The sequence below is a fragment of the Kitasatospora sp. NPDC056184 genome, assembly GCF_042268405.1.
GTDB lineage: Bacteria > Actinomycetota > Actinomycetes > Streptomycetales > Streptomycetaceae > Kitasatospora.
Genome location: NZ_JBHJUI010000005.1, coordinates 18953 through 39513, shown reverse-complemented (window position 1 = coordinate 39513; position 20561 = coordinate 18953). Strand labels below are relative to the sequence as shown.

Here is a 20561-nt window from a genome sequence, read left to right as displayed (position 1 = left end):
GGGCTGTGAAGACGCTGACCGACAACTGGTCGACCTACTGGGACGGCTTCCTCGGCACCCTCCAGCTGTTCGCGGTGAGCGCCGTGCTGGCGCTGGTGCTCGGGGTGCTGATGGCGAGCTTCCGGGTCTCGCCGGTGCGGCCGCTGCGGGTGTTCGGCACCGCCTGGGTGACCCTGCTGCGCAACACCCCGCTGACCCTGCTGTTCTTCATCGTCGTGCTGGGCCTGCCGCGGTTCGACATCACCCTGCCGTTCTTCACCTTCGCGGTGCTCGCGCTCGGCTGCTACACCTCCGCCTTCGTCTGCGAGGCGATGCGCTCGGGCGTCAACACCGTGCCGGTCGGGCAGGGCGAGGCGGCGCGCAGCCTGGGCATGACCTTCGGCCAGACGATGGGGCTGGTGGTGCTGCCGCAGGCGTACCGCTCGGTGGTGGCCCCGATCGGCAGTGTGATGATCGCCCTGGCGAAGAACACCGCGATCGCCGGCTCGTTCAGCGTCACCGAACTGCTCGGCACCTACCGGACCATCAACGAGCTGGGCTACAGCATCGTCTGGACCTTCGTCTGGATCGCCGTCGGCTACCTGATCATCACCCTGGCCATCAGCGCCGTGTTCAACCTGCTGGAACGACGACTGGCGGTGTCGCGATGACGGTGGAATCCTCGGCGCTCTACGACATCCCCGGCCCGAAGGCGCTGGCCCGGCACCGGCTGTACGGCGGCATCGCGCTGCTGGCGATCGCCGCGCTGATCGGCTGGATCGTCTACATGCTGTTCCACACCCACCAGTTCACCGCGGACAAGTGGACGGCCTTCCAGTACCAGGGCGTCCAGGACCTGCTGCTGCGCGGGCTCGCCAACACCCTCAAGGCCTTCGGCTGGACGGTGCTGTTCGCGCTGCCCTTCGGCGCCCTGTTCGCGGTCGGGCGGCTCTCCGACCACCGGGTGGTGCGCCTGCTGTCCACCCTGGTGGTGGAGTTCTTCCGGGCCATGCCGCTGCTGGTGATGATCTTCTTCATCTTCGTCGCCCTCAAGGTCGCCCCGCTCTGGGCGCTGGTGGCCGGGCTGGTGCTCTACAACGGCTCGGTGCTCGCCGAGGTGTTCCGGGCCGGTGTGCTGGCGGTGCCCAGGGGGCAGGGGGAGGCCGCCTTCGCGCTCGGCATGCGCAAGTCCCAGGTGATGGCGTACGTGCTGGTGCCGCAGGCCGCCCGGGCGATGCTGCCGGCGATCATCAGCCAGCTGGTGGTGGCGCTCAAGGACACCTCGCTGGGCTTCCTGATCACCTACGAGGAGTTCCTGCACGCCGGCAAGCTGATCGCCACCAACCTGGACTACGACCTGCCGTTCATCCCGGTGGTGATGGTGATCGCGCCGGTGTACATCGGGATGTGCCTGCTGCTCTCCTGGTTCGCGCACTGGGTCGAGCGGCGCAGCCGGCGCAGCCCGAGCGCGCGCGGCGGGGCCCCGGTGGCGCCGGCCGAGGTGCCGACGGGGCTGCCGCCGTCCGCTCGGGCGTGAGCGGGCGTGAGTGACCGTGACCGCTCATGACTGGTCATGAGCGGCCTTGATCGATCCGGGTGCGGACGGGGGGCCGGGGGCGGGCGGTTCGGCGGTAAACCATAGGTGCGGCCGAGGTCTGGCTCGGTACCTCCAAACTCTGCTTATGATTGCCGGGCAGCGACGCGACGGCCGGGCGGAGGGACACATGGAGCCGGTGTTCGACTCACGGCACATCAGGACCTTCCACGAGGTCGTCCGGGCCGGCTCCTACTCGGCGGCCGCCCGCGAGCTCGGCTACACCCAGCCCGCCATCACCCAGCAGATGAAGGCCCTGGAGCGCACCGTCGGCCTGCCGCTGTTCACCCGGGCCGGGCGCGGGCTGCGGCTCACCGAGGCGGGCGAGGCGCTCGCCCGGCACGCCGAGCAGATCCTCGGCAGCCTCTCCGCCGCCCAGCAGCAGCTCGCCGCGCTGGGCCGGCTGCGGGCCGGACGCGTCCGGGTCTGCGCCTTCCCCAGCGCCAACGCCACCCTGATACCGGAGGCGATGGCCCGGCTGCTCGCCGAGCACCCCGGTGTGCGGGTCGAACTCCTGGAGGCCGAGCCGCCGGACTCGGTGCAGCGGCTGCTGCGCGGGGAGTGCGACATCGCGCTGGCCTTCCGCTATCCGGGAGCGCCCGCCGAGGTGCCGGAGGAGCTGGACGAGATCCCGCTGATGGAGGACCTGCTGACGGTCCTGCTGCCGGTCGGCCACCCGCTCGGGCGCCGGCACGCCGTCCGGCTGGCCGACCTCGACAGCGAGCGCTGGATCGCCGGCTGTCCGCGCTGCCGGGCCAATCTGCTGCAGGTCTGCGCCGAGCAGGGCTTCGCCCCGGACATCGTGTTCTCCACCGACGACAACCTCGCCGTCCAGAGCCTGGTCGCCGCCGGGGTCGGGATCGCGCTGATGCCCGCCCTGGTGCTCTCCTTCATGTGCCACCGCAAGGTCACCGGCCGGGCCGTCGAACCGCACCTGCGGCGGCAGGTCAGCGCGTACGTGCTCCGCGAGCACCGGGGGATCCCGGCGACCGCGCTGGTCCTCGACCACCTGCGGCAGGCCGCCGCGGCGAGGGTGGGCTGCTGACCCCGCCCCGATCCATAAGCGCGGATGGGGGAGGAGCGAAGGAACCCTCCTTGGACGTGATGGGTCGGTGGCGACCAACCTGCTGACATGACAACGTCAGCCACGGTCGGCGGCGGCCGGCTCACCGAGCGCATGACCGCACTCGTCGGCGAGATCCGCGCGGTCGTGGACCGCGGCCTGCCGCCCGAACTCACCGCCTACCTGGTCGGCGAACGGCTCGCCCCGCACCTCGGCGACGCCGAACTGCTCACCGCGGACCAGTGCGAGGGCGACCCGGCCCGCTACCGCCAGCACGTCCTGCACGCCGAGGGCGACGGCTCCTTCTCCGTCGTCGCCCTGGTCTGGCTGCCCGGCCAGTACACCCCGATCCACGACCACGTCTCCTGGTGCGTGGCCGGCGTCCACCAGGGCCAGGAGAGCGAGACCCGCTACCGGCTGGTCTCCGACGGGCGCAACGCCCACCTCGTCGAGACCGAGCACGTGGTCGGCCCGGTCGGCAGCGTCGCCGCCTTCGCCCCGCCCGGGGACATCCACCTGGTGCGCAACGCGTGCAGCGCCACCGCCATCTCCCTCCACGTGTACGGCGCCGACGTCTCCCGGCTCGGCACCAGCATCCGGCGCGTCTACCGACTGCCCGCCGGCGAACAGCGGTGAGCCCCGTATGGCCCTGACCCTCCGGGACCGCGCGCTGCGCCCGTCCCGCACCCGCGTCCTGCCCCCGCTCGGCGGGGACGTCCCCGGCCTGCTGCTCGCCGCGCTCGGCGTCGCCGCCGCGATCGCCGTCCACCGGGCCGTCCCCGCCGTGCCCAAGCTCACCGCCGCCGTGCTGCTCGGTGTCGCCGCCGCCCACCTGCCCGGTCTGCGGCCGGTGGTCCGCGGCGTCGCCCGGCCCGGGCTCTCCACCGCCGGCAAGCGGCTGATGCGCGCGGGCATCGTGCTGCTCGGCCTCAAGCTGGGCCTCGACGACGTGCTCGGCCTCGGCTGGGCCACCGTCGCCATGGTGCTCGCGGTGGTCACCGCCACCTTCGCCGGCACCCTCTGGCTCGGGCGCCGGCTCGGCCTGCCCGGCGACCAGCCGCTGCTGGTCGCCACCGGCTACTCGATCTGCGGCGCCTCGGCGATCGGCGCGGTCAGCCAGGCCGCCGGCAGCGAGGAGGAGGACGTCGCCGCCTCCGTCGCCCTGGTGACCCTCTGCGGCACCCTGGCCATCGCCGTGCTGCCGCTGCTCCAGCACCCGCTCGGCCTGGACGCGAGCGGCTTCGGCCGCTGGGTCGGCGCCAGCGTGCACGACGTCGGGCAGGTGGTCGCCACCGCGCAGACCGGCGGGACGGGCGCGCTGCGCGAGGCCGTGCTGGTCAAGCTGATGCGGGTGGTCCTGCTCGCGCCGCTGGTCGCCGGGGTCGCGGTGGCCGTCCGGCGCTCGCACCGGCGCGCCGGCACGGAGCCCGCGACCGGCAAGCGGCCGCCGCTGGTGCCGCTGTTCGTCGCCGGGTTCCTGGCCATGATCGCGCTGCGCACCACCGGCGTGCTGCCCGAGCGGGCCCTCACCCTCGCCGGGGACGCCCAGGAACTGCTGCTCGCGGCCGCGCTGTTCGGGCTCGGCAGCGCCGTCCACCTGCCCACCATGGTGCGCACCGGAGGCCGGATCGCCCTGCTCGGGCTGGGCTCCTGGGTGGTCGTCGCGGGGGTCTCGTATGTCGGGGTGCTGGCCACGACGTGAAAACACGGGGCGGCCGGCGGCGGTTGGGGCTATCGTCGGCCGGGCGGTCCGGCGCTCGGCCGGCCCGCGCCCGTGTCCCCGAGCGCCGCAGAGGAACCGCCGCACATGTCGACCGCACTGCCCGACCGGGACGGCTCCGCAGCCGTCGTCACGCTCGACCGGCGCGAGGGCCCGTTCGGGGAGGTGGTGCTGCGGCGGCGCGGCGGGCACTACGAGATCATCGCCAACGGCTGCTTCCTGATGGACACCGCCGACGGGCGCTCCGAGCGGCTGCTGGTCACGGCGGCGCTGGACGAACTGGACCGCACCGGGCCGGTGGCGGAGCCCTCCGTGCTGATCGGCGGGCTCGGCGTCGGCTTCTCGCTGGCCCACGCGGCGGCCGAGCCGCGCTGGGGGCGGATCGCCGTGGTGGAGCGCGAGCGCGCGGTCATCGACTGGCACCGGGGCGGCCCGCTGGCGGCCTTCTCCGCCGGCGCGCTGGACGATCCCCGGGTCGAGGTGCTGCCCGTCGACCTGCTGGAGTACCTGGCCGGCGGCGACGGCGCCCGCTACCACGCGCTCTGCCTGGACGTCGACAACGGGCCGGACTGGACGGTCACCGACGCCAACGCCGGGCTGTACGGCCCGGACGGGCTGGCGCTGCTCGGGCGCCGGCTGGAGCCGGGCGGGGTGCTGGCGGTGTGGAGCGCCCGGCCGTCCCGGGCCTTCGAGGAGGCTCTGCGGACGGCCGGCTTCACGGACGTGGTGACCCGGGAGGTCGCGGTGGCCCGGGGCGTTCCGGACGTCGTGCACCTGGCCCGCCGCGCGCGATGAGCGCGTGACGGGCCAGGCGTCGGAGCGGCGGGGCCGTTCCGGGGCTACTTGAGGCCGTTGTCCACCGCGGCCATCAGCTCGCCGCTCGGGGTGTCGCCGTCGAAGGCCCAGATCATCGCGCCGGCCAGCCCCTGGGACTTGATCCAGGCGGTCTTGCGGGCGATCTCGATCGGGTCGTCGTAGGTGTAGAAGACGGTCCCGTTGTAGATGTAGGCGTGGCCGGCCACCGGGTCGCGGTAGAGGGTGTAACCGCCGCTGGTGGCCATGTCCTTGAGCTTCTTGTAGTCCTCGAAGCCCGCCTCGTAGGTGCCCGGGCCGGGGCCCGTCGCGGTCTGGAAGAGGCCGTTGGTGGTGCCGCGCGGCACGCCCGTCCAGCCGCGCCCGTAGAACGGGATGCCCAGGGTGAGCTTGCTCTTCGGGGCGCCGCCGTCCACGTAGGCGCCGATCGCGACCTCGGAGCTGAACCGGCGGGCCGGCGGGTTCGGGTCGCCGGCGGCGACCTTGATGCCGGACTGCTGGTTGGTGACCATCTCCCAGCCGCCGTGGTAGTCGTAGCCCTGGATGGTGGCGAAGTCGAAGGCGCTGAACAGGCCGGGGACGTCGATGCCCGCGGCGATCTTGCCGGGGTCGGCCGGGAGGAAGGCGCTCAGCGTGTAGTGCTTGCCGGTGGTGGCGCCGAGGGCGTCCAGCTGGCGGCGGAACTCCTGGGCCAGCAGGACGTAGTTGGCCTTGTCGGCGGGCCGGAAGATGTTCCCGGCGTGCCCGTCGGAGTTCGGCCACTCCCAGTCGAGGTCGATGCCGTCGAAGATGCCGGCCGCGCTGCCCGCGCCGCCGCGGCCGTCGATCACCGGCAGGTTGCCCTTGATGTACATGTCGATGCAGGAGCTCACCAGGGCCTTGCGGGAGGCGTCGGTGGCCGCCGCGTCGGAGAAGTACTTGCTGTAGGACCAGCCGCCCAGCGAGATCTGCATCTTGAGGTTGGGGTACTTGGCCTTGAGCTGCTTCAGCTGGTTGAAGTTGCCGGCCAGCTTCTGGTCCCAGGTGTCGGTGGTGCCGGCCACCGAGTTGCCGGCGTCCCAGCCCTTGCCGAAGTCGGCCCAGGCGTCACCGGCGCCGTCACCCGCGTTCGGGTCGTTCTCCGGCCCGGCCGCCTTGTTGGTGATGAAGCACTGCTTGGTGCTCGGGTGGATGTTGGCGAAGGCGTAGTTGAGCACCGAGAGCCGGCCGGCCGAGCCCGAGGTGTCGAGCTGCTTCACGCTGTAGCCGCGGGCGTAGATGCTCCACTGGGTGAAGTAGCCGATCTTCAGCGCGCCGCCGGTGCCGCCCTTCTTGGTGCGGGCGGTCACCGGTCCGGAGACCGGGGAGACGTTGCCGGCCGCGTCGCGGGCCTTGACGGTGAAGGTGTACTCGGTGTCCGGGGCCAGGCCGCCGACGGTGCCGGAGGGACTGGTGACCGTGGTGACCACGCCGTTGCTCGCGGAGATGTCGTAGGCGGTGACGCCGACGTTGTCGGTGCTGGGCGCCCAGCCGAGCGAGACCGAGCTGGAGTCCGAACCGGTGACGGCCGGGGTGCCGGGGGTGGTCGGCGCCTCCTTGTCCTCGATCGGCGGCGGGGTGGTGACGCTCAGCGGACCGGCCGCCGCCGAGCGGTTGCCCGCCGCGTCGAAGGCCTGGACGGTGAACTGGTAGGTGGTGCCGCCGGTCAGGCCCTGCACGGTGACGGCGGTGGTGGCGCCGTCGGTGGTGGCGACCTTGGCGCCGTCCTTGAACACGTCGTACCCGGTGACGCCGACGTTGTCGGTGCTCGCCGTCCAGGAGAGTGCGGCCGTGGTCTGGGTGACGGTGCCGGACGTCAGGGCGCCCGGGACGGTCGGCGGGGTCAGGTCGTCGCCGCTGCCGTCGCACGGCTTGCCGTTCAGCTTGCAGTTCGCCAGGGGCTGGTAGGCGCCCGAGTAGGCGATGTTGAAGCCGACGTTGTAGGTGCCGCCGACCGGCAGGGTCGAGGCCCAGCCCGGGTTCTTCACCGTGACGTGGGAGGCCGCGGTGGTGTAGGAGGCGTTCCACAGGCCCGCGACGGTGTTCCCGGCGGGCAGGTCGAACTCCAGCGTCCAGCCGTTGACCGCGGCGCCGGAGCCGTTGGTGATGGTGTAGCTGCCCTCGTAACCGCTGCCCCAGTCGCTGCCCTTGGTGAGGGACGCGGTCAGGGACCCGGCGGCGGCCCGCGCGGCCGCGTCGGCGGAGGCGTGGGCCAGGGTGGCGGGGAGGGCTGCGCCGAGCAGGGGGACGAGCAGGGTCCCGGCCGCGAGGAGCGGCAGGCCGATCCGACGTCTGCGCATGGAGTGGCTCCTGTCCTGGGGGCCCGGGCAGGACCGGACGCCCCGTTACCCGTGGGGAGGTGTCAGGTGCGTGGAGCAGCGTGATCCGGGCCATGGGGGCGGCGCGGAACCGGTCCTCGGGCCGTCGGGGTGCCGCGGAGGATCCTGAGCCGAGGGTAGGGAGCGGGCGGGTGAACTGGCAATAGGTCTGTACCACTTGCCGATCGTGGACATGACCGCGGGGTGACGGCGAACGCCCTGACGACGGGGAGTCGTCAGGGCGTTCGCGCCGCGGTGGCCCGGGGCCGGCCGGCTCGGTGCTGGGGGCTCAGCCGAAGGGGTCCCGCTCCGGCGCGGCGGCCGGCGGCGGGGCCGGGGCGGCTTCGGGCTGCGGGGCGAAGGGGTTGAAGTCCGGCGGCGGGACCATCACCGGGGTGCCCTTGGCCGGGCCCGGGCCCGGGCCGGTGGCCGGGGCGGCCGCGGGGACGGCCGGCGGGGTGCTGGGCGGGGGCGGGACGGCCACCGGCCGGGGATCCGGGACGGTGGTGCCGAACGGGTCGCCGGCCCGGTCCGCGGCGGTCACCGTGCCGAACGGGTCGGCGGCCGGGGCGGCCGCGGGCTGCGGGGCGGCGGGCAGCGGCTCGGCGGCCGGGGCGCCCAGGATGCCGAAGGGGTCGAAGTCCGGCGGAGGCACCATCACCGGCGTGCCCTTGGACGGCTCCGGGGTGCCGGGGGCCTCCGGGGCGGCCGGTTCGGCGGCCGGGGTGCCGAGGATGCCGAAGGGGTCGAAGTCCGGCGGCGGGACCGTCACGGGCGTGCCCTTGGGCGGGGCGGGCGGCTGCGCGGCGTCCTCCGGCACCAGGATCGGCCGGGCCGGGGTCGGGTCGGCTACCGGGGCGAAGGGGTTGAAGTCGGCCGGCGGGATGCGGACCGGGGTGGCGTCCTCCTCGGGAGCCGGAGCCGCAGCCGGGGGTGCGGCCGGCGCCGGGGCCGGTGCCGGGGGTGCGGCCGGGGCGGGTGCCGGGAGAACCGGGGGAGCGGCGACGGCGGGCTGCGGGGCGACCGGGGTGGCGGGCACGCCGTCCCAGCCGAACTGCACGCTCTTCAGCAGTTCGGCGAAGACGTCCGTGTACAGCTCCCAGTCCTGCGGCTGGGCGGTGGTCAGTTGCACGCAGAGCACCGAGACGCCGTCCGGCAGCGGGACGAACGCCTCCACCACCGAGGTGACCGTCCAGCGGCGCCCCCCGTCGGCGGCCAGCGGGCCCGGCACCGGGACGCTGCGGGCCTCGACCAGGACGGCGGCCGGTCCGGCGGGCAGCAACACCGTCCAGACCTCGGCGTGCCGCCGTACGGTGGCCAGTTCGGTGGCGAGCCCGGTGATCGGCAGCGGGTGGCGGGCCAGCGAGACGACCAGGGTCGCGTCGGTCGGCCGGCCCTCCAGGTGGAAGGCGCCGACGCCGGCGTAGACGGCGCCGGCGGCGGTGACGGTGTCGGCCAGGGCGGCGGCGACCACCGCGAAGTCGCGGCGCTCGCCGGCGCCGGCGCCGCTGAACAGCTCCTCGGCGGTCTCGGCCAGGTGCGCCGTCAGCGCGGCCGCCGCCGCACCGGTGGCCGGGTCGACCCCCCGGCCGGCCGGTATGCCGTCCACCGGGCCGGTGGGCACCGTCCGGGCGGAGACGCCGGGCGGGCCGTCCGGCGAGGTGAGCGTGTGGAAGCCGGGCGGGACGACCAGGCGGACCTCGGCGCCCGCGCCGGTGGGCAGTTCGACCGGCTGCCGGGTCTGCTGCCCGCCGGCCAGGGCGGCCAGCGGCGCGGCGAAGGCGGGGCGGAGCTTGGGGTCGGCGGGCTCGCCGGTCACCGGCAGTTCGAAGGACTCCGCGGTGAGTGCCTCGGCGGGGCCGGCCGCCGCGCCGCGGACCGGGCCGGCGGCGCCGTAGCGGGCCAGCAGCGCGCCGGTCACCAGCGGGGCGAGCGCGGCGCCGGTGCCCGGGCGGGCGGTGCCGGCGGTGACCACCGTGCCGAGCCGGTCGACGGCGGTGTGCACCGGGCCGTTGGGCGCCAGCGGCAGGTGGAACAGGGCGTCGGCGGCCGGGTGCGCGGTGGCCCGCAGGGCGGTCAGCGCGGCGGCCGGGTGGCGCGAGGTCCGGGCGCCGAAGAGCGCGTCGGTGAGGCTTCCGAGGGTCGCGGAGACCCGCTCCGCGGCTGTGAAGGGGCTGGCCTCCGTGCTGAACCGGCCGTCCTGGGTCACCTGTTGAGCCCCCCGCTCCGTTCGCTGTGCGTTCCTGGTCGGTGGACCCGGGCCCGGGGGTGACCGGCGGGCCGTCAGATCCGTGCACATTCCTATCAGAGGCCGCCGACGCGGCAGAACCGGCCGTCCGGAGTCAGCCGGCGTCCGGGGCCGCGGCGGGGACGGCGGCGGCCAGGGCGGTGAGGGCGTCGGCCAGGCCCGGGACGGCCAGCAGGCCCGCCAGGTCGTGCACCAGCCGCCCGGTCGGGCCGTCCGGGCGCTCGTCGGCGAAGAAGCCGGCCAGCTCGGCGGCCAGCGCGGGCTCCCGGGCGGCGGTCAGGGTGAGCGCCGCCACGAACTCCTGCACCAGGTGCAGTTGCAGGTCCTCCAGCGGCACCGAGCGGTCGGCCAGCCACTCCAGCGAGGTGATCTCGGCGTTGGCGATCCAGGCCCGGACGGTCAGCCGCAGCCCCGGGCCGGGCGAGGGCAGCGCCAGGTGGCCGAGGATCTGGTCGTACGCGGCCTGCCGGACCTCGTCGATCACCGCCGAGGTGTTGGTGCTGGCCGTCACCGAACCGCCGCGCAGCAGCGCCGCGAAGCCGGGGCCGTGGCTCTGCACGAAGTCCAGGTAGCGGCCCATCACCCGGTACAGGCGCTCGGAGAGCGGCCCCTCGGCCGGCTCCTCGAACCGGGCCGACAGCTCCCGGCCGGCCCGGCGCAGCGACTCCTCGTAGATCGCCTGCTTGCCCGGGAAGTAGTGGTAGACCAGCGGCCGGGAGGCGCCCGCGGCGGCGGCGATGTCGTCGATCGACACCTCCTCCGGCGGGCGGTGGCTGAACAGCTCCAGCGCCACGGCGATCAGCTGCTCGCGCCGCTCGTCCACGCTGAGCCGCCGGCGCGGGCGCCCGGCGGGCTCCGGGCGGTCGCCGCCCGCGGGCGCGGGCGCGGGGGAGGGGGCCGACGGCGTGCGGGATGCCATGCGCGCCACCCTATCCGTCCCGTCGGGCCGGCCGGTGTTCCAGGTAGCGGCGGTAGGCCTCGCGGCCGTCCGGGACGAAGGTGTCGCGCTCCAGCCGTTCGGCCAGCTCGGCGGGGGTGAGCCAGGCGTGCCAGGCCACCTCGGACTCCTGCGGGGCGACCGGGCCGTCCCACTCGGCCTCGTGCACGTCGGACCACCAGGCGAGGCCCTCGCCGCGGTACAGGAAGCGGAACAGCGGGCGCGGGGCGATCCCGGTGACGCCCAGCTCCTCCTCGGCCTCCCGGACGGCGGCCTGCCCGTAGGTCTCGCCGGCGCCCACCACGCCGCCGACGAACATGTCGTGCGCGCCCGGGGCGAACAGCTTGGTGGCGGTGCGCCGGTGCACGAAGATCCGCCCGGCCGGGTCGCGGACCAGGACGAAGACGCACCGGTGGAGCAGCCCCCGCCGGTACACCTCCCCGCGCCGCTCGGTCCCGATCACCCGGTCGTGCTCGTCGACGACGTCCAGCAGCTCGTCGGCGGGATCGGCGGGACTGGTCCGCGCGGGCTCGGTCATGCACCACAGGTTAGGGTTTCCGGGCGGATCATGGACGGACGGACGACGGGAACGGCGCGCGGTGGTGGAGATCTGGGGCGAGACGGCCGGGGGCTTCGAACCGGTGCGGGAGGCCTTCGCGCGCAACTTCCGCGAGTACGGCGAGCTCGGCGCGGCGTTCGCGCTGTACGTGCACGGCCGCAAGGTGGTCGACCTGTGGGGCGGCGACGCCCGGCCCGAGGTCGGCGGGCGGCCCGCGCCGGCGGTGCCCTGGACGGCGGACACCGCGCAGGTGCTGCGCTCGGTCACCAAGGGCCTGACCGCGGCCACCGCGCTGCTGCTCGCCGAGCGCGGGCAGCTCGACCTGGACGCCCCGGTGGTCGCGTACTGGCCGGAGTTCGGGGCGGCGGGCAAGGGCGGCGTGCCGGTGAGCTGGCTGCTGTCGCACCAGGCCGGGGTGCCCGCCCTGGACGTGCCGCTGCGCCTGGAGGACGTGCTCACCTGGGAGCGGGCGGTGGCCGCGGTGGCCGCCCAGGAGCCCGCCTGGGAGCCCGGCACGGCGCACGGCTACCACCCGTACACCTTCGGCTGGCTGGTCGGCGAGGTGGTGCGCCGGGTGAGCGGGCGGACCGTCGGCCAGTACTTCGCCGAGGAGATCGCCCGGCCGCTCGGCCTCGACCTGTGGATCGGCCTGCCGGCCGGCGCCGCGCCCCGGGTCGGCCAGCTGGTCGACCTGCCCGCGCCGCAGGCCGCCCGGACCGGGCCGAGCGGGCTGCGGCTGCGCGCCAAGCAGTCGGTGCGGGAGGCCTACCGGGACCCGGCCTCGCTGACCGCCCGGGCGTTCGCCTCGGTGCGGCCCGGGGTGGACCTGAACGACCCGGCGGTGCAGGCCGCCGAGATCCCCGGCGCGGGCGGGATCGGCACGGCGCGCTCGGTGGCCCGGTTCTACGCGGCGCTGATCGGCGCGGCCGACCGGCACGGCAGCGGCGGCGGGACGCTGCCGCCGCTGCTCGGGCCCGAGGTGCTGGCCCGCGCGGTCGGGCCGGTGGTCAGCGGCCCGGACCGGGTGCTGATCGTCAACTCGACCTTCGGACTGGGCTTCTTCCGGCACAGCCCGACCGCGCCGATGGCCTCGCCGGCCGCCTTCGGCCACCCGGGGCGGGGCGGCTCGCTGGGCTTCGCCGACCCGGAGCTCGGGATCGGGTTCGGCTACGTCACCAACGGCATGCAGCCCGGGGTCACCGGGGACATCCGCTCCCGCACGCTGATCAGGGCGGTACGGGAGTGCCTCGGGGCGTCCTGAGGCGGCGGCCCGGGGCGGCGGCCGGAGGTGGTGGCCCGGGCGGGCGGCGGTCCGCGGCGGAGCGGGCCGGTGATCAGGCCTGGCCGGTCTCGAAGTGGCTGATCCGGCCGTTCGCGACGGTGAAGCGCCAGGCGGTGCGCATCTCGCCCCAGGTCTCGTTGCGGTAGTCGGCGACCAGCGCCCGGCCGCCGTCGGACTCGGAGCGGACCTCCATGTGGCCGCGGACGGTGAAGATCTCCCGGTCGATCCAGTCCTGGAGGTCGCGCGCGGAGCCGTCGTCGGCCATGGTCGCGTCCGGGGCGAGCAGGTCGACGAAGGCCTGCCGGTCACCGGCGTTGATCGCGGTGACGGCGGCGCGCACGGTCGGGTCGGAGAGTCTGGCGGGGGCGATGGTCATCCGGTCTCCCAGGAGTCGCGGCGGGTCGGGACTCCTGTTTAGGGCGTCGGCCGGAACACGCCGCGCATGTCGGCGGCGCGTCGGGGATTTCCGGGGGATTCATGTGCTTGGATCCCGGCACGGGTGATGTCCCCCAGGGATCCCCGCGCGGGCCACGGGGAGTGGCAGACGGGGTGGGAAGCCGGCCGGCCCGGCTTCCCACCCCGGGTTCCGGGGCCTGGCGTCAGAACAGTCCCAGGGCCTGCGGGGAGTAGCTGACCAGCAGGTTCTTGGTCTGCTGGTAGTGCTCCAGGACGGTCTTGTGGGTCTCCCGGCCGATGCCGGAGTTCTTGTACCCGCCGAACGCCGCGTGGGCCGGATAGGCGTGGTAGCAGTTGGTCCAGACCCGGCCGGCCTGGATGGCGCGGCCGGCCCGGTAGGCGGTGGTGCCGTTGCGGGTCCAGACGCCGGCGCCGAGCCCGTACGGGGTGTCGTTGGCGAGCGCGACCGCGTCGTCGAAGTCCTCGAAGCGGGTCACCGCGAGGACGGGGCCGAAGATCTCCTCCTGGAAGATCCGCATCCCGTTGACGCCCTCGAACACCGTCGGCGTGACGTAGTAGCCGCCGGACAGCGGGCCGCCGAGGTCGGCCCGCTCGCCGCCGGTCAGCACCTTGGCGCCCTCGGCCTGGCCGATCTCGACGTAGGAGAGGATCTTGCGCAGCTGTTCGTCGCTGGCCTGCGCGCCGACCTGGGTCGCGGTGTCCAGGGGGTTGCCCTGGCGCAGCGCGCGCACCCGCTCCAGGCCGTCGGCGAGCAGCCGGTCGTAGACCGAGGACTCGATCAGCGCCCGGCTGGGGCAGGTGCAGACCTCGCCCTGGTTGAGGGCGAACATCGCGAAGCCCTCGACGGTCTTGTCGTAGAAGGCGTCCTGCTCGGCGGCGACGTCGGCGAAGAACAGGTTGGGGCTCTTGCCGCCGAGCTCCAGCGAGACCGGGATGAGGTTGCCGCTCGCGTACTGCGCGATCAGCCGGCCGGTGGTGGTCTCGCCGGTGAAGGCGACCTTCCGGATCCGGTCGCTGGAGGCGAGCGGGCGGCCGGCCTCCAGACCGAAGCCGTTGACCACGTTGAGCACGCCGGGCGGCAGCAGGTCGGCGGTCAGCTCGGCCAGCAGCAGGACGGAGGCCGGGGTCTGCTCGGCCGGCTTCAGCACGACCGCGTTGCCCGCGGCCAGCGCCGGGGCGATCTTCCAGACGGCCATCAGGATCGGGAAGTTCCACGGGATGATCTGGCCGACCACGCCCAGCGGCTCGTGGAAGTGGTACGCCACGGTGTCCTCGTCCAGCTGCGACACGCCGCCCTCCTGGGCGCGCAGCGCGCCGGCGAAGTAGCGCAGCTGGTCGACCGCCAGCGGCAGGTCGGCGGCCAGGGTCTCGCGGACCGGCTTGCCGTTCTCCCAGCTCTCGGCGACGGCGAGCCGCTCCAGGTTCTGCTCGATCCGGTCGGCGAGCCGCAGCAGCACCAGGGCGCGCTCGGCGGGCGGGGTGCGGCCCCAGGCGGGGGCGGCCGCGTGGGCGGCGTCCAGCGCGGCCTCGATGTCCTCGGCGGTGCCGCGGGCGACCTCGGTGAAGACCTCGCCGGTGACCGGGCTGGGGTTCTCGAAGTAGCGGCCGAGGACCGGCGGCGTCCACCGGCCGCCGATCCAGTGCTCGTAGCGGGGGTGGTAGCTGACGACGGATCCGGGCTGCCCGGGGGGCTGGTAGACCGGCATGCTCTGGGGCCTCCTCGCGCTGTCGGGGCACCGCTTCGGCACGCGGGCCGGAGCGGTGCGCCGGGCCGCGCTGGGAGCGGCCCGGCGGAGGGTACGGACACACACGCGGGTCGGGCGCACCCCGTGCCGGGGGCGTCCGCCGGGCAGCACCCTAGCCGGGGGACGGCCGGTTCGGCTACGGTCCGTGCGGCGGCGGTCGACGGAGGGTGGTGCGCTCCGGCCGTCGGGTCCGGGTCACCGGGCCTCCTGGTAGCGGCCGGTGCGGCGCTCCCAGCTCAGGTAGCCGGCCAGCCAGGTGACCAGGCCCTCGGCGTAGCGCTGGGCGATGATCCGCTCCACCCGGGCCAGGCCGAGCTCCCGGTGCACGTCGGGCAGGCCCTCGTACAGCTCGCGGGCGCGCTCGACCATCAGCTGCGCCTCGGCCATCACCACGGCGCACGCCTCCTCGGCGGAGCAGTCGCGCTCGCGCCGCACGATCATCACCAGGTTGTTGACGTCGCCGCGCGGCGCCTCCAGGGGGAAGGACCGCACGTCGTTGGTGAGCGAGGGGATGTCGGCGGCGAGCTGGCGCAGTTGGCGCAGCACCGGGTGGTGCAGCACGGCCGGCGGCACCTCGAAGCGGCCGAGCCGCTCGATCATGTCGAAGATGGTCTCCATCGCGGCGGTGCCGCGTCGGAGCACCTGGTAGCCGGCCCGGTCCGGCGGGCGCGGGCTGATCCGTCCGGCGGCCTCGGCGGGGTGCGAGGCGAGGTAGTACTCCCAGTTGTACGCCGCGCGCGCCTGCCAGCGCGCCGGCATGCCCTGGACGCTGCGCTCCCACAGGTCGGCGAAGGCGGTCTCCACGGGGGAGTCGCGATCGGCCTTCGCGCCGTGCAGGACGGCGACCAGCCGGTCGCAGATCGGGGCGACCTCGGCGGGGCGGCGGCCGAGCGGGCCGTCGAACTGGTCGTCGAAGAGGAAGTAGAAACCCATGAGGTCGGCGGCGAGCGCGAGTTCGTCGGGCCCGGCGTCGGGGTAGCCGAGGGCCGCGAGGTCGACCACGTCCCAGTGGGCGTAGGACGGGTGGGCCGGGTCGGGCAGCAGGGGATGGCGGGTCAGCCAGGCGCGGTGCAGTTCGGTGGCGTACGGCCCGTGGCCGCTGCGACGGTGCGGGAACGGAATCTGAAGTGAGGTGTCGTCAGACATCGGACTCCCGGAGCTGCGAAGGTTGGGGTCACTGATGGGCAGGAAGGGCTCGGGTGGGGGAATCGGGGCGTCGGTGCCAGCGGAGGCTGCATGGTCATGGCATGATCAACTCGGCTGGCGGGGCGTAGAGTATCTGATGCAATGATCCGACGTTAGGGATATAGGGCAATTGCCCTCGGCAAGCCCCCCAAACCCTTCAACTCGCCCCTCGCCTGCGTGAATACACTCCACCAGGCCCCCTGCAACGCTAACCTCGGCTCCACGAGCAGATCGGCGAGGCGGAGGCACGACGGTGACCGAGCGGGACAGGGATTTCCGGGCGGAGGCGTTGCCCGGCGCGCGGGAGGTGGAAGGCGCCCCCAGCCGGATCAGGCTGCGCGACCGCGACGCCGAACTCCGCTCCGCCGAGGCCGCGGTGGACAAGCTCTGCCGCGACTTCGCGGCCGGCGGCACCGAGATCGGCGAGCTGCTCACCTTCTCCGGCCGGCCCGGCATCGGCAAGACCAGCCTGCTGCACGAGGTCCGCCGGATCGCCAAGCTGCGCGAGGGAGCCACCGTCCTCTTCGCCCGCGGCGGCGAGCGCCAGTTCAACGAGCCGTACCACGTGCTGCGCCAGCTCCTCCAGCCGGTGCTCGGCGGCCTGGATCCGGACGAGTTCAGCCAGGTGATGGGCACCTGGGAAGAGGTCGTCGGCCCGGCGATGGGCCTCAAGCAGCCCAGGAAGGGCGCCCGCCGCCTCGACCCGCAGGGCGTCCGCGACGGCCTCGACTTCGTCCTCACCCAGCTCGCCCCGCGGCGCGCCCCGCTGGTGATGATCGTCGACGACCTGCACTGGGCCGACCTCGAATCGCTCGGCTGGCTCGCCCAGTTCGCCGTGCGGGCCCGCGAACTGCCCGTCCTGCTGGTCTTCGCCTACCGCGACGACAGCGCCGACTGGCAGCAGGAGTCCCAGGAGCACCAGCGCGCGGTCGCCGGGCTCGCCACCCGCCGGCACGAGCTGAGCCGGCTGTCCCTGGTCGCGGTCACCGACATGATCCGCGCCGAACTCGGCGACAAGGCCGAGGACGCCTTCTGCTACGAGTTCTGGAACGTCGTCAACGGCAACCCCTTCGAGGTCGTCGCGCTGCTCGACCAGGTCCGCGACCAGGAGCTGGAGCCGGTCGAGGAGAACTCCCAGCAACTGCGCGAACTCGCCGTCGACGCCACCGGGATGACCCTCAAGTCCTGGCTGGACCGGCTCGGCGCCGCCACCCTGCGCTTCGCCTGGGCCGCCGCGATGCTCGGCACCGACATCCGGCTGGACCTCGCCACCCGGATCTCCGCCCAGACCGCCGAGGGCGCCCGCGAGTCCGTCAAGGAACTGCGCAAGCAGCGCGTCCTCACCGCCACCCCGAACGGCAACCTCGAGTTCGTCCACCCGCTGATCGCCAGCTCGATCTACAACACCATGCCCGAGGCCACCCGCACCGGCATGCACGGCGTGGCCGCCGCCGAGATCGAGAACGCCGGGCTCGGCCTGCTCGCCGCCTCCCGCCACCTGGTGGAGACCTTCGCGGGCGAGGGCGACGACCGCACCGTCCGCAAACTGCGCCGGGCCGCCTCCGAACACCTGCTGATCGGCGCGCCCGAGGCCGCCCAGCGCTGTCTGCACCGCGCGCTCGCCGAGCCGCCGGACGACCAGGACCGCGCCGAGGTGCTCTACGAGCTGGGCTGCTCCGCCCTGCTGACCGACCCCGCCGCCACCGTCAACCAGCTGAAGCTCGCGCTCGACCCGGAGGAGGGACCGCTGCGCCCCTCGATGCGGATCGACGCCACCTTCCGGCTCTCCGAGGTGCTCGCGTACAGCGGCGAGCTGCGCCAGGCCGCGCTGGTCTGCCAGCAGGAGGCGGAGAAGACCACCGGGGATCCGGAGGGCCGGCTGCGGCTGGAGGCCGCGTCGTTCATGTGGCATGCCTACCGCAAGTCCGAGGAGGACGGCCCGGCCCGCTCCGCCCGGCTCGGCGCGCTCTGCGAGAGCCTCACCGGACGGGAGGCGGCCGACCGGGCGGTGCTGGCGCTGCGGGCCTGGGACCTCACCCTGCGGGGCGAGCCCTCCGCCGAGGTGCTGCGGCACGCGGACGACGTGCTGGACAACGGCAGGCTACCCAAGGGCCTCGGCTGGACCGACAACACCTGGGGCTTCGAGCTGCCCGCCACGCTCGGCCTCTCCTACACCTACAGCGACCGGATCGCCCAGGCCGAGCGGCTCTTCTCGGACGCCATCGTCCAGTTCGAGGTGGCGGGCTGGAGCGGTGCCCACCGGGGCTTCGCCTACTTCCTGATGGGCCTGGCCCGGTTCCGCCGCGGCCTGCTCGCCGAGGCCGAGGACTTCCTGCGCCGGGCGCTGCGGCTCTCCGAGCGGATCAGCGCCAAGCTGCCGCTGGCCTGGGACGCGGTCGGCGTGCTGATCGACACCCTGATCGCCCGCGGCCGCAGCCAGGAGGCCTGGGAGCTCGCCATCGACTTCGGCTTCCACCCGCCGTACCACCCCACCGCGATGGTGCTGCCCGACGCCGCCTCGCTGTACGGGAAGCTGCTGCTCGCCGTCGGCCGGCCCGCCGGCGCGGCCGCGGCGCTGACCGAGGCCGGCGCCCAGCTGGACGTCCGGGGCTGGCACAACACGGTCTGGGCACCGTGGGCCGGGCACCTGGCCATCGCCCTCGCCCAGGACGAGCCGGAGCGGGCCCGCGCCTACGCCCGCCGCTCGGTCGTCGACGCGGAGCGCTTCGGCACCGCCTCGGCGATCGGCACCGCGCTGCGGCTGCACGCCCAGATCGAGGACGGCCAGCAGGCGGTCGAGCTGCTGGAGCGGGCGGTGACCCACCTCGGCCAGTCGCCGGCGGGCTACGAGCACGCCGTCGCGCTGGTCGACCTCGGCGCCGCGCTGCGCCGGGTCGGCCGACTGGAGGACGCCCAGGAGTACCTGTACCAGGGCATCGAGCTCGCCCAGCACTGCGCGGCGGACGGGCTGGTCGACCGGGCCCGGCGCGAGCTGGCCAACTACGGCCTGCGGCCCAACCGGCTCGGCGACGTGCGGGAGACGCTCAGCCAGCCGGAGTGGGACATCGCCGAGCTGGCCGTGCGGGGCGTGCCGCCGCAGCGGATCGCCGATCACCTGGCGCTGCCGCTCAGCCTGGTCAACCGTCGGCTGGCCGCCGTCTACCGCAAGGCCGGCAGCGGCCCCGACGGCCTGGCCGCCGCGCTCGGCCTGCCGCCCGCGCAGCGGGACGGCTCGGACCCGCTGGACCGGCCGGGCGGCCCGGGCGGGCCGGACACCGTCGGGGACGGCTTCGGCCTCGGCCGCTGACACCCGCCGCTGACACCCGGGCCGACGACACCTCGGCCGTCGACACCTGGGCCGCCGACTCCGCGGCGCACGGAGCGCCGGACGGCGCGCGGGCACTCGATGAGCGCCCCCGCGCCGTCCCCGCTTACTAAGCTGACGCCGACCCGGGCCCATGCGGGACCCGGTACCCCGGCGAAGGGCGGGCGCGTTCCGGTGGCCCGCCAGTGAGGAGCAGGCCATGGCGACGCCCCCGGCGAACGGGCCGCAGACCACCAGCGTGCGGCGCGAGCCCTTCGAGCCCTCGGGCGCGGGCGCCGCGATCGAACGGTGGACGCTGCGCGCCGGCCCGTACGAGGCGAGCGTGCTCACCCTCGGCGCCACCCTGCACACCCTGGTCGCCCCCGACCGCGACGGCCGCCCCGCGCAGGTGCTGCTCTCCACCGACAAGCTGGCCGACATCCTCGGCCCGGCCCGCCACTACGGCACCGTGGTCGGCCGCTACGCCAACCGGATCGACCGCGGCAGCATCACCGTCGACGGCGAGGAGCACCAGCTCGCCCCGACCGGCGGCGGGATCACCCTGCACGGCGGTCCGGACGGCTTCGCGCACCGGATGTGGGCGGCCGAGGAGGTGCCCGGCGGCGTCCGGCTGACCCTGCACAGCCCCGACGGCGACCAGGGCTTCCCGGGCGCGCTCGACGTCACCGTCGACTACACCCTCGGCGCCGACGGCGAGCTGGCGATCCGCTACCACGCGGTGACGAGCGCGCCGACCGTCGTCAACCTCACCAACCACGCGTACGTCAACCTGGCCGGCGAGGGCTCCGGGGACGTCCTCGGCCACCTGCTCACCCTGGACGCCGACGGCTACACCCCCGCCGACGAGCGGCAGATCCCGTACGGCCGGATCGAGCCGGTGGCCGGCACGCCGTTCGACTTCACCACCGCCCGGCCGATCGGCAAGTCGGTGCACGACGGCCACCCGCAGCTGACCGGGCCCGGCGGCTACGACCACAACTGGGTGCTGCGGCCCCGTCCGGCGGACGGCGGCCCGGCCCGGGCGGCGCGGCTGGAGGACCCGGTCAGCGGGCGCACCCTGGAGGTGCTGACCACCGAGCCCGGCATCCAGGTCTACACCGCCAACACCTTCCGGGGCGCGGTCACCGGCGCGAGCGGGGTGCCGTACGGGCCGTTCGCCGGGATCGCGCTGGAGACCCAGCACTTCCCGGACTCCCCGCACCACCCGGCCTTCCCGAGCACCGAGCTGCGCCCGGGGGAGGAGTTCCGCTCGACCACCCTGCTGCGCTTCGGAACCACCGGCTGACGGGGGCGCTGCAAGGGCCTTTCACCACGGAGGGTGGCCCCGGCGGCCGCAGCCGACCGGGGCAAACCGGACA

The 20561-nt window shown here is 74.7% G+C and carries 16 protein-coding genes; 9 read left to right on the top strand and 7 right to left on the bottom strand.

The window, feature by feature from the left end; genetic code table 11:
• The first annotated feature begins 5 nt into the window (after nt 1-5).
• The 6 genes from ACFC0B_RS12125 (at nt 6) to ACFC0B_RS12100 (ending at nt 5151) form a co-directional block, all read left to right on the top strand.
• Nucleotides 6-650 (top strand): amino acid ABC transporter permease, encoded by a 645-nt coding sequence (locus tag ACFC0B_RS12125; RefSeq protein ID WP_376085176.1) that lies wholly within the window; start codon nt 6-8, stop codon nt 648-650.
• On the top strand, nt 647-1516 hold the full coding sequence (locus ACFC0B_RS12120; protein WP_376085174.1) for an amino acid ABC transporter permease: 870 nt from the start codon (nt 647-649) through the stop codon (nt 1514-1516). Before ACFC0B_RS12125 ends, ACFC0B_RS12120 begins: the two co-directional genes overlap by 4 nt.
• A gap of 196 nt (nt 1517-1712) precedes the next feature.
• Complete coding sequence (locus ACFC0B_RS12115; RefSeq protein ID WP_376085939.1) at nt 1713-2618, top strand: LysR family transcriptional regulator; 906 nt, start codon at nt 1713-1715, stop codon at nt 2616-2618.
• A gap of 87 nt (nt 2619-2705) precedes the next feature.
• Nucleotides 2706-3272, top strand: a complete 567-nt coding sequence (locus ACFC0B_RS12110) for a cysteine dioxygenase (protein ID WP_376085172.1) — start codon at nt 2706-2708, stop codon at nt 3270-3272.
• Between the two features lie 7 nt (nt 3273-3279).
• Complete coding sequence (locus tag ACFC0B_RS12105) at nt 3280-4338, top strand: YeiH family protein (protein WP_376085170.1); 1059 nt, start codon at nt 3280-3282, stop codon at nt 4336-4338.
• A gap of 105 nt (nt 4339-4443) precedes the next feature.
• Nucleotides 4444-5151 carry a spermidine synthase gene (locus tag ACFC0B_RS12100; protein WP_376085168.1) on the top strand — a complete coding sequence of 236 codons (708 nt, stop codon included), beginning with the start codon at nt 4444-4446 and terminating at the stop codon, nt 5149-5151.
• Nucleotides 5152-5195: 44 nt separating this feature from the next.
• Here the strand turns inward: ACFC0B_RS12100 and ACFC0B_RS12095 are convergent, their stop codons facing one another.
• From ACFC0B_RS12095 to ACFC0B_RS12080, 4 genes are all read right to left on the bottom strand, one after another.
• On the bottom strand, nt 5196-7487 hold the full coding sequence (locus ACFC0B_RS12095; RefSeq protein WP_376085166.1) for a glycosyl hydrolase family 18 protein: 2292 nt from the start codon (nt 7485-7487) through the stop codon (nt 5196-5198).
• Between the two features lie 307 nt (nt 7488-7794).
• The gene (locus ACFC0B_RS12090) at nt 7795-9714 is read right to left on the bottom strand and encodes a hypothetical protein (protein ID WP_376085164.1); all 1920 of its coding nucleotides are present in this window, start codon (nt 9712-9714) and stop codon (nt 7795-7797) included.
• 133 nt (nt 9715-9847) lie between these two features.
• Nucleotides 9848-10672, bottom strand: coding sequence for a TetR/AcrR family transcriptional regulator (locus ACFC0B_RS12085; RefSeq protein ID WP_376085162.1), 825 nt, complete (start codon nt 10670-10672; stop codon nt 9848-9850).
• A 10-nt stretch (nt 10673-10682) separates the two neighbouring features.
• The gene (locus tag ACFC0B_RS12080) at nt 10683-11228 is read right to left on the bottom strand and encodes an NUDIX hydrolase (RefSeq protein WP_376085160.1); all 546 of its coding nucleotides are present in this window, start codon (nt 11226-11228) and stop codon (nt 10683-10685) included.
• A gap of 61 nt (nt 11229-11289) precedes the next feature.
• Here ACFC0B_RS12080 and ACFC0B_RS12075 point away from each other — a divergent pair, with 61 nt between their 5' ends.
• On the top strand, nt 11290-12510 hold the full coding sequence (locus tag ACFC0B_RS12075; RefSeq protein ID WP_376085158.1) for a serine hydrolase domain-containing protein: 1221 nt from the start codon (nt 11290-11292) through the stop codon (nt 12508-12510).
• A 73-nt stretch (nt 12511-12583) separates the two neighbouring features.
• Here the strand turns inward: ACFC0B_RS12075 and ACFC0B_RS12070 are convergent, their stop codons facing one another.
• From ACFC0B_RS12070 to ACFC0B_RS12060, 3 genes are all read right to left on the bottom strand, one after another.
• A complete protein-coding gene (locus tag ACFC0B_RS12070; RefSeq protein WP_376085156.1) occupies nt 12584-12907 on the bottom strand; it encodes a nuclear transport factor 2 family protein in 324 nt (107 codons plus the stop codon).
• Between the two features lie 223 nt (nt 12908-13130).
• Nucleotides 13131-14654, bottom strand: coding sequence for an aldehyde dehydrogenase family protein (locus tag ACFC0B_RS12065; RefSeq protein WP_376085154.1), 1524 nt, complete (start codon nt 14652-14654; stop codon nt 13131-13133).
• A gap of 234 nt (nt 14655-14888) precedes the next feature.
• On the bottom strand, nt 14889-15839 hold the full coding sequence (locus ACFC0B_RS12060) for a terpene cyclase (protein WP_376085152.1): 951 nt from the start codon (nt 15837-15839) through the stop codon (nt 14889-14891).
• A gap of 292 nt (nt 15840-16131) precedes the next feature.
• Between ACFC0B_RS12060 and ACFC0B_RS12055 the strand changes: the two genes are divergently transcribed.
• Both ACFC0B_RS12055 and ACFC0B_RS12050 read left to right on the top strand, forming a co-directional pair.
• A complete protein-coding gene (locus tag ACFC0B_RS12055) occupies nt 16132-19185 on the top strand; it encodes an AAA family ATPase (protein WP_376085150.1) in 3054 nt (1017 codons plus the stop codon).
• Between the two features lie 217 nt (nt 19186-19402).
• Nucleotides 19403-20488 (top strand): aldose epimerase family protein, encoded by a 1086-nt coding sequence (locus ACFC0B_RS12050; RefSeq protein WP_376085148.1) that lies wholly within the window; start codon nt 19403-19405, stop codon nt 20486-20488.
• Nucleotides 20489-20561 lie beyond the last annotated feature (73 nt).